Source organism: Pseudomonas sp. p99-361, assembly GCF_003935475.1.
In the GTDB taxonomy this organism is placed as follows: domain Bacteria; phylum Pseudomonadota; class Gammaproteobacteria; order Pseudomonadales; family Pseudomonadaceae; genus Aquipseudomonas; species Aquipseudomonas juntendi.
In genome coordinates this window covers 41,077-54,917 of the sequence record NZ_RHQO01000019.1, presented here as the reverse complement: position 1 = coordinate 54,917, position 13,841 = coordinate 41,077, and the positions used below count along the sequence as shown (strand labels likewise).

Sequence of the window (13,841 nt, the reverse complement as noted above, 5' to 3'; positions counted from 1 at the left end):
TTTTTGGCAGACCGCTAACCTGGCGACAGGATCATATAGTAATACTATTTGGAACGACAAGCCTTCACATGCGCGATTTCACGCAGTACAGTTAGGCAATAAACGATAAATAGTAATACTAATAAGGTCTCCCGATATGTCTGACGCCAAACGCCCCCTGCGCTCTGCCCAATGGTTCGGAACCGCCGACAAGAACGGCTTCATGTACCGCAGCTGGATGAAGAACCAGGGCATTCCGGACCATGAATTCCAGGGCAAGCCGATCATCGGCATCTGCAACACCTGGTCGGAGTTGACGCCGTGTAACGCGCATTTCCGCAAAATTGCCGAGCATGTGAAAAAAGGCGTGCTGGAGGCTGGCGGCTTCCCGGTGGAGTTCCCGGTGTTTTCCAGCGGCGAGTCCAACCTGCGCCCCACCGCCATGCTCACCCGCAACCTGGCGAGCATGGATGTGGAGGAAGCGATCCGCGGCAACCCGGTGGACGCCGTGGTGCTGCTGACAGGCTGCGACAAGACCACCCCGGCGCTGCTGATGGGCGCTGCCAGCTGCGACGTGCCGGCGATCGTGGTGACCGGCGGGCCGATGCTCAACGGCAAGCACAAGGGCAAGGACATTGGCGCCGGCACCATCGTCTGGCAGATGCACGAGGCCTACAAGGCCGGCCAGATCGACCTCAACGAGTTCCTTTCCGCCGAAGCTGGCATGTCGCGCTCGGCGGGCACCTGCAACACCATGGGCACCGCCTCGACCATGGCCTGCATGGCCGAAGCGCTGGGCACCTCCCTGCCCCACAATGCCGCCATCCCGGCAGTGGATGCCCGCCGCTATGTCCTTGCCCACCTTTCCGGCATGCGCATTGTCGATATGGTTCGCGAAGACCTGCGCCTGTCGAAAATCCTCACCCGCGAAGCCTTCGAGAACGCGATTCGCGTCAACGCCGCCATCGGCGGCTCGACCAACGCCGTTATCCACCTGAAGGCGATTGCCGGGCGCATTGGCGTAGACCTGCAACTGGAAGACTGGACCCGCGTTGGCCGCGGGACACCGACCTTGGTCGACCTGCAGCCATCGGGCCGCTTCCTGATGGAAGAGTTCTATTACGCCGGTGGCTTGCCCGCGGTCATCCGCCGCCTGGGCGAACATGGCCTGCTGCCCAACCCCGGCGCGCTGACGGCCAACGGCAACAGCCTGTGGGCCAACTGCCAGGCCGCGCCGTTATATGACGAAGCAGTGATACGCCCGCTGGCCAACCCACTGGTGGCCGATGGCGGTATCTGCATCTTGCGTGGCAACCTGGCGCCCAAGGGCGCGGTGCTCAAACCGTCAGCCGCCACCCCGGCGCTGATGCAGCACCGTGGCCGCGCCGTGGTGTTCGAAAACTTCGAAGACTACAAGGCCCGCATCAACGACCCTGAACTGGATGTAGACGCCAATTCGGTACTGGTGATGAAGTACTGCGGGCCCAAGGGCTACCCGGGCATGGCCGAAGTCGGCAACATGGGCCTGCCGGCGAAGTTGCTGGCCCAGGGCGTAACCGACATGGTGCGTATTTCGGACGCACGCATGAGCGGCACTGCCTACGGCACCGTGGTACTCCATGTGGCGCCCGAGGCCGCAGCAGGCGGGCCATTGGCCGCAGTGCGGGAAGGTGACTGGATCGAACTGGACTGCAAGGAGGGCCGGCTGCACCTGGATATCAGCGCCGAGGAACTTGCCGGCCGGCTTGCCGACCTGCAAGCCCCGCCGCAGTTGATCACTGGCGGGTATGCCAAGCTGTACCTGGACCATGTGATGCAGGCCGATGAAGGCTGCGATTTCGACTTCCTGGTGGGCTGCCGAGGGGCAGCGGTGCCCAAGCACTCCCACTGACCAGCCGCACCCTGCAATGAAGGAGCGGGCTCAGCCGCGAACATCGGCGAAGCCCGTTCCACCCACCACGCTGTTTCCCGCCGAACCAAGCCAAACTGCTGCGACCTCGTCAAAAGGCCGCCGCCCATTCACTGATGCTATGATGCTCCCCCCGCTTGAAGGACCACCCGCGCCCCCCATGAACTACCGCCAGCCCTCCACGCGCAAGAGCATGCACACCACTTTGGTACAGGACCTCGGCCTGCAGATCGTCTCTGGCCAACTCGCGCCCGGGCAGAAGCTGCCCAACGAGGCCAGCCTGTGCGAAAGCTACGCGATCAGCCGGCCCGTGTTCCGCGAAGCGATGCGTGCGCTGACTGCCAAAGGCCTGGTCGAAGCCCGCCCCCGGGTCGGTACCCTGGTGCGGCCGCGCCATGACTGGCACATGCTTGACCCAGACGTGCTGCACTGGCTGATGCAGGCCACGCCGCAGAAGGACTTTTTCAATACCTTGTCCAGCGTACGCTGGGTCATCGAGCCCGCTGCCGCCGCGCTGGCCGCCACCAACGCTACGGCCGAAGATGTGCAGTCGATCAGCGAAGCGTATCAACGCATGGAAGCCGCGCGCACCCATGAAGAGCGGCTGCAACCGGACCTGGACTTTCACGCACGCATCGCCGACGCCACCCATAATGACCTGCTGGCCTACCTGTGCAACATGTTGTCCATGGCCCTGCGCGAATCAGTGCGCTATTCCAACCAGCGGCCAAACTTCGACCAGCTCGCCCTGCCCCGGCACAAGGCCATTTTGACCGCCATCCAGAATGGCGACGCACTCGGTGCACGCCATGCCTCGCTGGTACAGCTTGAGGATGCCCGCGTGGCGCTGAGCAAAGTACTGGGGCAGGACCCGACCAGCTAAGGCAGAAGGCCGTCGGGTGCTTATTGCAGGGCGGCCTTGGGGGGCACGGCAGACACCCCTGTTTCGGCTATCTGCCGCGCACGCATGCTGCCCCATGCCAAGGCACGAACCAATGAACGCTTCGGCCAGCAGTCGTAGGCCTCTTCGTGCAATGCCATCCCGGAACGGGCATACACCCCCAGGAACATCTGCGTGGTCCCGCTGCGCGAAAGCCTGACCTGTACATCTATCCGGCTGCCGTCTGCCAGGGTCTCTTCATGGCTGCGATGGTTCAGCGCAGGGTCGACCCACGCCCAATACACGTTACCCCTCATCCGCATAGCGCCTCCAGCGATCGAAATTGGCTGTACCCCAAGCCGTGCGGCTTACCCTACTTTGGGATTAAACCGATATAACTGGATCGACCGCCGAGCGTGCGTATGTGCTGCAATTATTTATCAGCCGCATTTGCCATGATCTACCGTCAACCGGCCTGTGTGCGCTGCGTGCACGCTCAGCCCTGGCAACCTGCTGGAGGCCAATGATGAGCAAGATGTGAGAAAGATGAGACCAGGCGCGATGCCGCTGCGCTGAAGTAACTAAGCGGTCAACGCAGGCAGTTGGCTTGATAGCAGCTCAGCGGCCCTAGCATTGAGAATAGCTGGGCTCAGCTTGTCTCTGAGCACCCATTTGCAGGCCACGATTTCATTGCGAGCCACGGGTTTTTCCTGATCATCGACATGCGTAGTGAACACATGGTGAATGGTTGACCCCAGCTGAAGGGTGCACAGGTGAAAGAGACCGTGGCCTTCAATGGACGTTTCCTCTTGCAGCTCCCGCGCAGCCGCTGCAACAGGCGACTCGCCCGGTTCGATAGCGCCGCCGGGGAAGTTCCACTTCCCGCTTTTTTTTCGTACCAGCAAGATCCTGCCACTGCGCAGGCAGAGGACCGTTGCCCTGTCTTTGATCTTGGCTCCGCGCGCCTTCTTGTCCCGCATACACACACTCAGCTCGTCAGTAGGTCCATGTCCGTATCGTTGCAGCCAATAGAGACTTGCTTCCTGAAGACTCACTTCGGTGACGACTCGTTCACCCTGAACGGCACAAATCACAGGCTGAGCACGTTATTTTCACCTCATTTTCACGCCTGCAGAGGGACAATTAAGCCATCCCCATGTGAAACACCTCTAGCCCGACTAGCAGCGGGCTTTCTTTTGCCTGCAAGAAATAGAAGTCGCGGGCCTTGCTGGCATGGCGTGCCCTGAGGTGATCCAGAAGCGTCAGAAACGAACGAGGTATGATCACTAACCTTGTACGTGCAAGCGACGAATAGAGCTGATGCACAATGGCTGGCCATTGAAGAGGAGACAGCATCATGAGGCCATGGATCGGGATCATCATCGCAGCGGTGATAAGCGGATGTGGAACCGTGCGTACGGTATCGAATGAGTCAAAGGCAGTGGGCGATCTGGCTGAGTGGAACTCCTATTGCCCAGCCATTCCACGGATGTATAGCGGTGTAGCCTACCAATTTTGCAATTTGACTGGCCCTGAGAGAACTGGAGCCCATTCAGATCCGTACCAGATTCTGGTCGATATGGCGATGTCGGGCATTGCGGACACCGTTATGCTGCCCTACACCAGTTACCAGCAATACAAACTCGGCAACATGGTTGTGCCTAGCATAAACCCACAAATGCCCCAGGCACCGGCTCAAACCAGCCTTGCGCAGGAGTGAGCGGTGCGCCAGGCGAACGGCCGTAGTACAACACTGCGGCCATCTCGACGCTGGATAGATCAGGATCTGCCGCGGATGGCCTCGAGGCGATCCCGACCAGCCTGTGTGATGGCGTTCTCCCCTTCATCGCTGATGCGATACCGGCCAGACGCCATCTTGGCGATTGTGAACTGGACCAGACCGCTTTCGGATAGGGCTTCGCCCGCTTCGAAGCTCATCGCCTGTTCCAGGTCGAAGATTTTGATTTCTCCGATTTTGTAGCGTGCGAAGGCTACCAGAGCGTTATCCAATGCTTGTTGGCTGATCTTTCGAGCGACTTCCATTCGACCTCCCAGGTCATGAGAGTCCCGGTCCGTGGGATTGGCGACAACGCACCGGGGGGTTGTTGAAGGCGGACCGTACTATGCAACCAGGGAAGTCGCTACTGGCTTTCCATCCATGCTGGATGGGTGGGCAGGTCATGGAGCACAACGGGCTGTCAAAGCAATACATCGGCTTTTGTGCCGAACGAATGCCTGTAGCCCCGGCAGAACGCCCCCCACTCTTCGCCATCCCAGCCTGACCGACGCTTGACCTGCCGCAAGTCATGGCGGGCGGCCTGTTTGGCGCTGAAGCGCTTTCTGGCCTTTTCCAGGTCTAGCAAGGCGACAGCCACGCCTGGCGCCCTGAAATCGACGAAGACATGTTTCAGATACAAGCAACCGTGCTGCCACTTTCCAAGATTCAGCTTGCCAAGTGCTCGGCCATAGGCTTCAAGAATTTCGAGATAGCGATGATGCCCTAGCGTTTTTTCCAGCTGCCGGGCACGGAAGTCTTCGAGCGACACGTAGCCCTCCAGCGCCGCCGTGACCATCACGGCCTGCCACTCTCCCTGGTGTTTATGAATATGGCTGTACACAAGCTCGGGCGTACCAACCCCCAGCGCTGTTGCAGCACGCACAGCCTTTGCCTCGCGTGCAACGGTTGGGTGGCCGAAAGGGTGGCGCAGGCTTCGATAGACATGCCCGACCTGCTGCTTTTTGTAGAAGGTCAGCCCACCCAGCTCCACCCGCAATACACCGCTCTCACCTCCCCTGCGGACATTAGGCGGCTCTACCCACACGCCTGGAGCGTTGAGAACATCAGCCAGCAGTAACTCGCCAAGCTTCACATCGGTTGGATTTGCAGTCACGGAACACCTTAACGCCTGGCGCCAATTCGGCTGAAATATCTTGAAAACAACAGTGAAAGTATATGGAAATCGAAGGGAAATCAGGGTGGCAGAACTGACACAACACCTATCCATTCGGCCAACACTTACGAGCTGCGGCTGGAGAGCTCGTGGCCTGTGCAGCATGCGCTTGCTTGCGAGCGATGAAGCCAGACCAGGCCCTGGAGGTTCGATCGCGGCCAAATCACATCGTTCAGGTGGCGTGCCTATCCGATCCGCCTCGCATCGCGGCGCACGGCTTGCGGGGGCACACCAAAACCTCGGATAAATACCTCACGCATGTGTCGACGATCCCTGAACCCGGTTTCCCTTGCGACCGTGTCCAGGCTGTGGCGACTCTGTTCGATCATTAGCCGAGCGGCCTCCAGCCGTAGGCTTTCCACCGCTTTTGCAGGGGACTGCCCGGTTTCGGCGGTGAACACCCGGGTGAATTGCCTTGGGCTCAGGTGCGCAACCTCTGCGAGCTCTTCAACACTCAACGCCCTGTTCAAATGCTTGCTTGCATAGTCCAGAGCGCTTTGAATGCGATCAGACTTGGGCGCCAGGGCAAGCAACTCAGAGTGCTGGGATTGCCCCCCCGACCGGCGCTGGTGCATGACGAGCCTATGAGCTACCGACTTGGCAACCTCCGCCCCCAAATCCTTCTCCACCATCCCCATTGCCATGTCCAGACCTGCGGTCATTCCCGCAGAGGTCCAGACAGGGCCGTCCACAATGAAGATCCGATCCTCTTCCACCCCAATGCTCGGGTGCATGCTTTGAAGCGCTTTGGCATAGGCCCAGTGGGTAGTCGCGCGCCGGTTATCGAGCACACCTGCTTGAGCCAGGACGAAAGCGCCGGTGCAGATGCCCGCGATGCGCCTGGCGCTCTGGGCAAACCCCTGCACGCTCGACAGCACCTGGGCAGAGGGTGGCGTAAGCGGCGTGAGTGTCCCAGTGATCATCCAGCTATCTGCAAGCCCTGGGGCATCCAATGCCAGCGTGTCGATGTGCATGCCCAGGGAGGACCGAATGATCCCGCCCGATACCGAATAGTTCTGGATCCGGTACACAGGCTCGCCCGCGACCAGGTTCGCGAACTCAAAAACCGCCTGGGTGGCCAGTGACATGACCTGAAATCCGTCTGTGACCAAGTAGCCGATTCGATGCATGACCCTGCTCCATTAGCAATGTCCTAAAACATGACTATAAGCGTCATTTAAGACAACTCTGTTTTTTTGCATCATGGCTCCACCCCCAACCCACGGAGCTCGACCATGACTCAGGAATACAAAGGCACCGCCCTGATCACAGGCGCATCCACCGGCATCGGCGCCATTTTTGCAGACCGCCTGGCCCAACGTGGCTATGACCTGGTACTGGTCGCCCGCAATCGTGACCGCCTGAACGCGCTTGCCAGCCGCATCACCAACCAGACTCAGCAGAGCGTCGAAGTCTTCCCCGCTGACCTGGCCAACCCAGCGGACCTGACGCGAGTTGAACGCAAATTGCGCGAAGACGCCAGCATCAACCTGTTGGTCAACAACGCCGGCATCGGCACACACACCCGTTTGCTGGACAGCGACGTCGAGCGCATGGCCGAGATGATCAGCCTCAACGTTACTGCACTCACTCGGCTGACTTACGCCACAGTTCCAGGCTTCATCGCTCGCCAACAGGGCGCGATCATCAATATTTCATCGATCGTCAGCCTGGCACCGGAATTGCTCAATGGCGTGTACGGCGCAAGCAAAGCGTACGTCACGGCCTTCACACAGTCACTGCACAAAGAGCTGGCAGACCAGGGCATCAAGGTTCAGGCGGTGTTGCCAGGCGCTACGGCTACCGACTTCTGGGAGATCGGGGGGCTGCCCGTCGAGAACCTTGATCCCAACATCGTGATGTCGGCAAGCGACCTGGTAAGTGGCGCCCTTCAAGACTTCGACAACGGTGTGCTGATCTCCATCCCGGCCATGCAGGACATACAGCATTTCGAGCGGTACGAAAGCAGCCGCACGGCGCTGTTCGGGCACCTCTCCAGCAACAAACTCGCCCCGCGTTACGGCGTTTGATCAATCCATTGAAAGGAAACAAATCATGAAAACCAGCGCCAACACCCTCTTCATTACTGGCGGTACCTCGGGCATCGGCCGCGCGCTGGCCGAAGCGTTCCACCAGCGTGGAAACAAGGTCATCATCGCGGGCCGACGCCAATCGTTGCTGGATGAAATCGCCAGCTCCCATCCCGGCATCGACACCGTTCAGCTGGATATCAATGACCCCCAGCAAATCAAGGATGTGGCACAGGAGGTTATCCGTCGCCATCCCTCGCTGAACGTCATCATCAACAATGCCGGCATCATGCCTTTCGACTACCCAGGCTCCGGCGATCTTGACGATGAGCAGGCTGTACGGCTGCTGCAGACCAACCTGTTGGGCCCGGTGCGTGTTAGCGCCGCGTTTGTCGAACACCTCAAGCGCCAGCCTGATGCCTTCATCATCAACAACAGCTCGGTGCTGGCCTATCTGCCACTGGCGGCGACAGCCCTCTACTCGGCAACCAAAGCCGCGATTCACTCCTACTCGCTGTCGCAACGTTTTGCCCTGCGCGCTACCAGCGTCAAGGTGCTGGAAATAGCACCGCCGTGGGTCGACACCGATCTGATCCACAAAAGTGGTGATGAACGCGCCATGCCGCTGGACGACTTTATCCAGGAAACCCTGGAAAAACTGGAGACAGCAACAACCGAAGTACTGGTTGACCGCGTCGTGCCACTGCGCGCCAACCAAGGGCCAAACGAGCACGAACTGATCAACCAGTTCAACCAGGCGCTGGCCGACAACCCTATCCCTGTGGCCTGAACAGGCACGCATTGGACAACCTGGAAGGAAGCAAAATCATGACCCGAATTGCTGCTTTGCCCCTTGACCAAACGCCAGCCGCTGCGCGCACTGCCCTTCAGGGCATTGAAAAAGGCTTGGGTTTCCTCCCCAACGCTTTCGCTACCCTGGCTCACTCGCCAGCAGCCTTGGCAGGCTATCTCGCGCTGTCACAAGCGCTGAGCAGGAACAGCCTCACACCGGCCGAACGTGAAGTGGCGGCACTGGCGGCTTCTGAAGTTAATGGATGCGACTATTGCGTCGCGGCTCACAGCTTCTTCGGTGGGAAGACCGGACTGAGCGCTGATGACCTGCTGGCAGCGCGGGCCGGCACGCTGAATGCAGTCGCTGCACTGGCTCGGGCTACAACGCTCAGCCGCGGCCAAGTGAGTGACGAGCAGCTCTCGAACGCACGGGAAGCAGGGTTGGACGATGCAAAAATCGTCGACGTGATCGCGCAAGTCTCGCTGCTGACGTTGACGAACTACCTGAACAACGTGGCGCAAACAGACATCGACTTTCCACCGAAAGCGACCTGATCTGCCACCTTACTCAAGCGACCTCTGCGCCCCCGCCTGAGGCGATCAGCCACTGCACCAAGGCTGGTTGCCTTACCCGCCCTCCCCCTCAGACACCGCCATGAAGCACGCACGCTCTACTGTAGGAGCGGCCTTGCGTCGCGACCGGACCGCAAAGCGGTCCCCGGCTCACCAGCCCCGTTCAGCAATGCCAAACTCAAGAAAAAAATCAGCACTCCTGACAAAATTTCCCCGTTCGCCTGCCAGCAATACTTCACCAAGCCAATCTTGCCGAAGGTTCACGGCTTCATCAGCGGCTCAATGCCGATCCATTTCTTCACCGGGTGATAACACAACTGCAGTGGCGGAATCGCCACTGTGCGCCCCTGCACCTGCAAACTGCCCAGGTGAATGGTCCACTTGGAATCAGCCTTTAGCTTGTCCGTCTGGAAGATCACATACGCCGAGCCGTAGCGGTTGTTGTTGGTGAGCTTGGGAATCATCCGGTGCACTTCATCGCTGTTGATGTCGTACGGGGACGGCCTGGCAGCCCGCTCATTCACTGAGGGATAGTCGTAGATATCGTTGAGGCCCACGTACACCTCGGGCCGCGCATTCAGACGCGAGCCGTCTTCAAAAATGATGTAGGCCTGACGGCTGTCGTACAGCACCGGAATCGGCGATTCACCACGTTTTGGGTCGGTGGACGGGCGCTGGCGGTCCTTGTTGTAGGCGATCATCTGCACGAAGAATTCTGGGCGCGGGTATTCCTCGCCTGGGTACTGCACGTGCAGGCCTTGCTCGTAACGCTTTTCACCCCATTGTTCTTCGGTTCTGGCCTGGGCCGCGGCGCGCCGGTCGCGCTCAGCTACCTGCAGGCGGTAATCTGACAGTTCGGTTCGGGCCTCGGCCGTCTCGCCCTGGGCGACCACCACGCGGTACTGCTGTCCGCCAGCGACCAGCACCAGCGCGATCAACCACCAGCACCAGGCAGGCACAGCGGCCAGCCAGTTCATGCCAGCGCTCCGCCGAGCTCTACCCAGCGCTCGAGCAACTTGTCCAGGCAGTGCGGGTTTTGCCCATAGCTGTTGCCCGGAAAGCTGGCCCAAATGTTCGAGCACTTGGCGATCGCCTCCTGGATGCGGTCGGCTTTGACATCGTCGAGGGCGCGGCGCTCCCTGATCTGCTGCAGCGCTACCCGGTCCTGGTTTTCCGGAGCGAATCCGCCGGACAGCCTCAGGCTCACGCGGTAAGCGTCCCAGTAGCGCTCGAGCAACTGATACCGTCCGGCGGCCGTGCTGGTGACCGGCTTGCCGTTTATGGGAAAAGTCAGCTTGCGGCGCGGGTGATCGGCATAGCCTTGAAACAGCCCACCGCCGTACACCACGTTGTAGCCATCATCACTGCCTTTGACGGTAGATGTGCCTTCTGAAAAGGCGATCAGATCCAGAAACCGGAGCACATTCGCGCCTCCGGCCTGGGATTCGGTGAGTCTGGCCATGGTTCTCCAAGCAAAAGGAAGCCCGCACTTGGCGGGCATGAATGTGTCTTTTAGGCTGCTAAATCGTCAAATCTGCATTGACTTATGTGCGAGGCAGGATATGAAAAAAGGATTGTTGGTACTTGGGTTTGGGATCTGTTTGCTAGGGGGTTGCTCTCATTTCTCCAATAGCACTTATGGGAGCCCTACCCGCGCACACAATATCGCGTGCGATGACACCCCGCCGAATCAACCTGGTTGTTACAACCGCCAGTACCAAGAAGGCATTCTCAACAAGCTGGTTGATTCCTTTAGCGAAGGACGTTGATGCCTGCTCTATAGTTGATCTTGCGGCCGGCACACCCTGGGTTCGCTTCGATCAGGGTCCACGACTTGAAGCACACTTTCGGCTGACGCCTGAAAGCAGCTGGTGTAACCGAGGAAGATCGGAAGTCGCTACTTGGTCACAAGAACGGAAGCGTGACCAGTCACTATTCTGGCGCGGAGCTGGGGCAGTTGATAGAGGCGGCAAACAAAGTTTCAGCGACGGACTCGCGTGGGCCGGTACTGACCATTTTGAAGAGGAGGCAGGCGTAAAAACCTGAGAAGTCACGCAAAAGTCACGCACATGAAAAAGGCCACCCCTTTCGGAAATGGCCTAAGTCATTGAAATATATGGTCGGGACGGAGTGATTCGAACACTCGACCCCTTGCACCCCATGCGTGCAGGACACACCTAAAGCCTTACGGATCAAGGCCTTGAGCGGGCGCTCGCTGCAAACGGTGCCGCACTGTGCCATACCCGATTCCACCATTCCCCGAAAATCTCCCCACGGGCTTCTGCCTGCACCCGGCGTTCTGCCGACCGCTTCCCTTCCTTTATATAGCTACTCACAACCGACGATCGTGATCCCGGATGCTGTGGGTCACCACGCCCCAAATCTCGAACTGGTCACCCTCCATGATGTACCTGGACGGGAACTTGGGGTTGTCCGGCACCAGCACCACCTGGCGGTCACGGATCATCATCCGCTTGCAGGTGGCATCCCCGTTCAGCGCGGCGATGATGATGCTGCCTGACTTTGGCTCAGCCAGGCGATCGACTATCAGCAGGTCACCGGTATAGATGCCGGCCCCCTGCATGCTATCGCCCTCCACCTTGACCAGGTAGACGTTGGGCGCATGCAGTTTGAGCAAATCGTCGATGGAGACCTGCAGGTGGTCAGTTTCTGAGGGTATGGTTGAAGGCATGGTGGCTGGCCGATTACTGGATATGGATACAGTATCTTATTGGCCATCCCATTCATGCAACAGCCGGTCAGCGGCATGATTCAACAGCAGCCTCCAGCTGCTTCTCGTATCCGATCCGCTGCCGGCGCTCGGCCAGCAGCGCCCGCACCTTCACTTCCAGGCTGTCGGTCTTTCGCAGGCCGGCAGCTGCCCAGGGCGGAACTGCTACCTCCGGCGCCCGACACGGAACCTGCACTGGCACCTCGACGCGCACGTACTGGACCTCTGGCGCGACCTTCCCTGCGCAGCCGGCCAGCAGAGCGATGCCTGCGAGCAACCCCACCCCGCGCAGGATTCGACCTGCAGCACCTGCACCGCCTGCACTTTTGTGCAAGGCCTGCACTTGTTCGCTGCTCCTGCAGGGCCCGCCTTGGTGGCCACCCTCAAGCCCAGTAGCCATGCGGGTTCCAGTGGTAATTTCGCATGCTTGGTGGCCGGGCAGGCTCACCCCTAAATCGGTCATAGCCCCAGCTCCAGATCGATGATTGAGGTGGCGGCAGCGCATTGGTCGCCGCCGGTTCGCTCCTGCTGCAGGCGGTTCGCCGCGGCGAAGTCGATGCCTGCACTGGCTTTGGCCTCACTCACCGCCTGCTCTGCCCTGGCCTGGCGCTCATTCGCCGCCAGGCTCAGGTCGCCCAGGGCCTTGCCCTGTTCTCGCGCCAGGCCTGCAAGGTTGTCTCGCGCCGCTGTGCATGCTGCGACCCGGTCCTGCTCCTCGTCCAGAGCCGGCCGGAAATGGCTGGTGGCGAGCCAGACGCCCACTGCCACGCCGAGCAGGGCCATCAGGGCGGCGCCGGCAAGCCGCATCACCCAGTCGTTCACATCGCCTCCAAGAACAGATCCAGCTCAGCGGCGCGCCGGCGGACCAGCCCGGCCAGTACCTGTCCGCCGGCCTTGTTCCAGCGCGGAAACTGCTCGGCAGCAGCTGCGTAGTTGCCCGCATTCAGCAGCCGGCGGAGCGTGGACGATTCAAGATTGGCAGCGCCCAGGTTGTAGGTGAAGCTCATCAGTGCGTCCCACTGGTTTTGGTTCAGCGGCGCCGTGACCAGGCGCTGCACTTCTGGCTCGAAGCGTTGCACGTCGTTCAGCAGCATGCGCTCGGCCTGTTCCTTGGTGATCGACATCCCCGGCTTCACGCCACGGGTGGTGCCATAGCCGATGGTCCAGACGCCGACAGAATCCTGATAGGCCTGCAGGCGCAGGCCCTCGAATGACTTGATGAGGCTCAAGCCACGTTGCGATGTTCGCATTGGGTTTTCTCCGAGCAAAAAAAATCCCGCGTTTAGCGGGATTATTATATTTACAGTCTTATGATTCGGAAAAATCCGGAACATAATTAATTTCACTCAGAGTTCATTTTATCCCTGAGTTCAATTCCAAGCTGTATCAGCTGTAGATCTGATGGCTTTTGGCCAGATGATATTAGCCCTGAAGAAACAAGTATATCAAACAAGCAATTACTATAAAGCATTATTGTTTGATCTTTATCTTTTATTAAATCTATGAGCAAATTGTCATCAGTTTCATTTGAAGAAACTGGTGCGTTAGAATCTATGTCTTCATAACAGAGAAACACTAGATTTGAAGGCAGGCCTGGATATGTTTGAACATTAGAAATTAACATTCTTGCCGTTCTTCCAGTGTAGCTTCGGCTATCGTCTATCTCCCTTAGAAATACTGTCTCACCTACAGAGAAATTACGATCAGTACAATCACGAACCTCACCAGATTTAGGGTTGCTACGAATCAGATCGAATGAACTAACGTTGACCTTAAGCTCATGCTCTAGCGGAACATTCATCCTTGCTTCACTCATGCCTTTTCCCCGTTGAGTAGCGCTCCTGCCTTTCTTCTGCAGGCGCGGTTGCTGACGCTCCCATCTTGACGCGCGTCTGGGGCGCCAGATTGATCGGGCTACGAGTTTCCCTCTCGTCATTCACAAATGCAATCGGCAATTGAAAATTGCCTTGAGTAGGGTCAACTCACGAGGCTTAGA

18 protein-coding genes and 1 pseudogene are annotated in these 13,841 nt (G+C 59.0%); 7 read left to right on the top strand and 12 right to left on the bottom strand.

The features are described from left to right. Positions 1 to 136 precede the first annotated feature (136 nt). Positions 137 to 1,870 (top strand): IlvD/Edd family dehydratase, encoded by a 1,734-nt coding sequence (locus tag EGJ22_RS11465; protein WP_029884936.1) that lies wholly within the window; start codon positions 137 to 139, stop codon positions 1,868 to 1,870. Between the two features lie 178 nt (positions 1,871 to 2,048). Continuing rightward, on the top strand, positions 2,049 to 2,771 hold the full coding sequence (locus tag EGJ22_RS11460) for a FadR/GntR family transcriptional regulator (protein WP_009685864.1): 723 nt from the start codon (positions 2,049 to 2,051) through the stop codon (positions 2,769 to 2,771). Positions 2,772 to 2,791: 20 nt separating this feature from the next. Here the strand turns inward: EGJ22_RS11460 and EGJ22_RS11455 are convergent, their stop codons facing one another. Continuing rightward, positions 2,792 to 3,091: a hypothetical protein gene (locus tag EGJ22_RS11455; protein WP_029884935.1), complete on the bottom strand. Its 300-nt coding sequence runs from the start codon at positions 3,089 to 3,091 to the stop codon at positions 2,792 to 2,794. A 258-nt stretch (positions 3,092 to 3,349) separates the two neighbouring features. Then, on the bottom strand, positions 3,350 to 3,748 hold the full coding sequence (locus EGJ22_RS11450; RefSeq protein ID WP_009685866.1) for an NUDIX domain-containing protein: 399 nt from the start codon (positions 3,746 to 3,748) through the stop codon (positions 3,350 to 3,352). A 377-nt stretch (positions 3,749 to 4,125) separates the two neighbouring features. On the opposite strand from EGJ22_RS11450, the gene EGJ22_RS11445 reads away from it, so the two are divergent. Beyond that, complete coding sequence (locus tag EGJ22_RS11445; protein WP_009685868.1) at positions 4,126 to 4,488, top strand: YceK/YidQ family lipoprotein; 363 nt, start codon at positions 4,126 to 4,128, stop codon at positions 4,486 to 4,488. Positions 4,489 to 4,547: 59 nt separating this feature from the next. Here EGJ22_RS11445 and EGJ22_RS11440 read toward each other — a convergent pair whose 3' ends face one another. The 3 genes from EGJ22_RS11440 to EGJ22_RS11430 all read right to left on the bottom strand — a co-directional run bounded on the left by EGJ22_RS11440 (position 4,548) and on the right by EGJ22_RS11430 (position 6,849). Then, positions 4,548 to 4,811 carry a hypothetical protein gene (locus tag EGJ22_RS11440; RefSeq protein ID WP_009685869.1) on the bottom strand — a complete coding sequence of 88 codons (264 nt, stop codon included), beginning with the start codon at positions 4,809 to 4,811 and terminating at the stop codon, positions 4,548 to 4,550. A 155-nt stretch (positions 4,812 to 4,966) separates the two neighbouring features. Beyond that, complete coding sequence (locus tag EGJ22_RS11435; RefSeq protein ID WP_223809599.1) at positions 4,967 to 5,659, bottom strand: lipopolysaccharide kinase InaA family protein; 693 nt, start codon at positions 5,657 to 5,659, stop codon at positions 4,967 to 4,969. Positions 5,660 to 5,904: 245 nt separating this feature from the next. Beyond that, the gene (locus tag EGJ22_RS11430) at positions 5,905 to 6,849 is read right to left on the bottom strand and encodes a GlxA family transcriptional regulator (protein WP_029884932.1); all 945 of its coding nucleotides are present in this window, start codon (positions 6,847 to 6,849) and stop codon (positions 5,905 to 5,907) included. Between the two features lie 105 nt (positions 6,850 to 6,954). On the opposite strand from EGJ22_RS11430, the gene EGJ22_RS11425 reads away from it, so the two are divergent. Genes EGJ22_RS11425 through EGJ22_RS11415 form a run of 3 tightly spaced genes read left to right on the top strand, consistent with a single transcriptional unit; the run spans position 6,955 to position 9,096 of the window. Continuing rightward, positions 6,955 to 7,749 (top strand): SDR family oxidoreductase, encoded by a 795-nt coding sequence (locus EGJ22_RS11425; RefSeq protein WP_029884931.1) that lies wholly within the window; start codon positions 6,955 to 6,957, stop codon positions 7,747 to 7,749. 25 nt (positions 7,750 to 7,774) lie between these two features. Beyond that, on the top strand, positions 7,775 to 8,539 hold the full coding sequence (locus tag EGJ22_RS11420; protein WP_029884930.1) for an SDR family oxidoreductase: 765 nt from the start codon (positions 7,775 to 7,777) through the stop codon (positions 8,537 to 8,539). A 38-nt stretch (positions 8,540 to 8,577) separates the two neighbouring features. Next, positions 8,578 to 9,096, top strand: coding sequence for a carboxymuconolactone decarboxylase family protein (locus tag EGJ22_RS11415; protein WP_029884929.1), 519 nt, complete (start codon positions 8,578 to 8,580; stop codon positions 9,094 to 9,096). A gap of 278 nt (positions 9,097 to 9,374) precedes the next feature. Here EGJ22_RS11415 and EGJ22_RS11410 read toward each other — a convergent pair whose 3' ends face one another. Next, on the bottom strand, positions 9,375 to 10,091 hold the full coding sequence (locus tag EGJ22_RS11410) for a hypothetical protein (protein WP_223809600.1): 717 nt from the start codon (positions 10,089 to 10,091) through the stop codon (positions 9,375 to 9,377). After that, the gene (locus EGJ22_RS11400; RefSeq protein WP_029884928.1) at positions 10,088 to 10,576 is read right to left on the bottom strand and encodes a glycoside hydrolase family protein; all 489 of its coding nucleotides are present in this window, start codon (positions 10,574 to 10,576) and stop codon (positions 10,088 to 10,090) included. Before EGJ22_RS11400 ends, EGJ22_RS11410 begins: the two co-directional genes overlap by 4 nt. A gap of 327 nt (positions 10,577 to 10,903) precedes the next feature. On the opposite strand from EGJ22_RS11400, the pseudogene EGJ22_RS11395 reads away from it, so the two are divergent. Beyond that, positions 10,904 to 11,152 (top strand): annotated as a pseudogene (locus tag EGJ22_RS11395) (site-specific integrase); the annotation flags it as partial. Between the two features lie 294 nt (positions 11,153 to 11,446). Here EGJ22_RS11395 and EGJ22_RS11390 read toward each other — a convergent pair. The 5 genes from EGJ22_RS11390 to EGJ22_RS11370 form a co-directional block, all read right to left on the bottom strand. Beyond that, on the bottom strand, positions 11,447 to 11,806 hold the full coding sequence (locus tag EGJ22_RS11390) for a LexA family transcriptional regulator (RefSeq protein WP_256671858.1): 360 nt from the start codon (positions 11,804 to 11,806) through the stop codon (positions 11,447 to 11,449). A 67-nt stretch (positions 11,807 to 11,873) separates the two neighbouring features. Then, positions 11,874 to 12,137 carry a hypothetical protein gene (locus EGJ22_RS11385; protein ID WP_125920271.1) on the bottom strand — a complete coding sequence of 88 codons (264 nt, stop codon included), beginning with the start codon at positions 12,135 to 12,137 and terminating at the stop codon, positions 11,874 to 11,876. A gap of 167 nt (positions 12,138 to 12,304) precedes the next feature. Further along, positions 12,305 to 12,652 carry a hypothetical protein gene (locus tag EGJ22_RS11380; RefSeq protein WP_371921043.1) on the bottom strand — a complete coding sequence of 116 codons (348 nt, stop codon included), beginning with the start codon at positions 12,650 to 12,652 and terminating at the stop codon, positions 12,305 to 12,307. An 11-nt stretch (positions 12,653 to 12,663) separates the two neighbouring features. Next, a complete protein-coding gene (locus EGJ22_RS11375; protein ID WP_125920268.1) occupies positions 12,664 to 13,095 on the bottom strand; it encodes a lysozyme in 432 nt (143 codons plus the stop codon). Between the two features lie 92 nt (positions 13,096 to 13,187). After that, positions 13,188 to 13,661 carry a DUF3850 domain-containing protein gene (locus EGJ22_RS11370; RefSeq protein WP_158619529.1) on the bottom strand — a complete coding sequence of 158 codons (474 nt, stop codon included), beginning with the start codon at positions 13,659 to 13,661 and terminating at the stop codon, positions 13,188 to 13,190. Between the last annotated feature and the right edge of the window lie 180 nt (positions 13,662 to 13,841).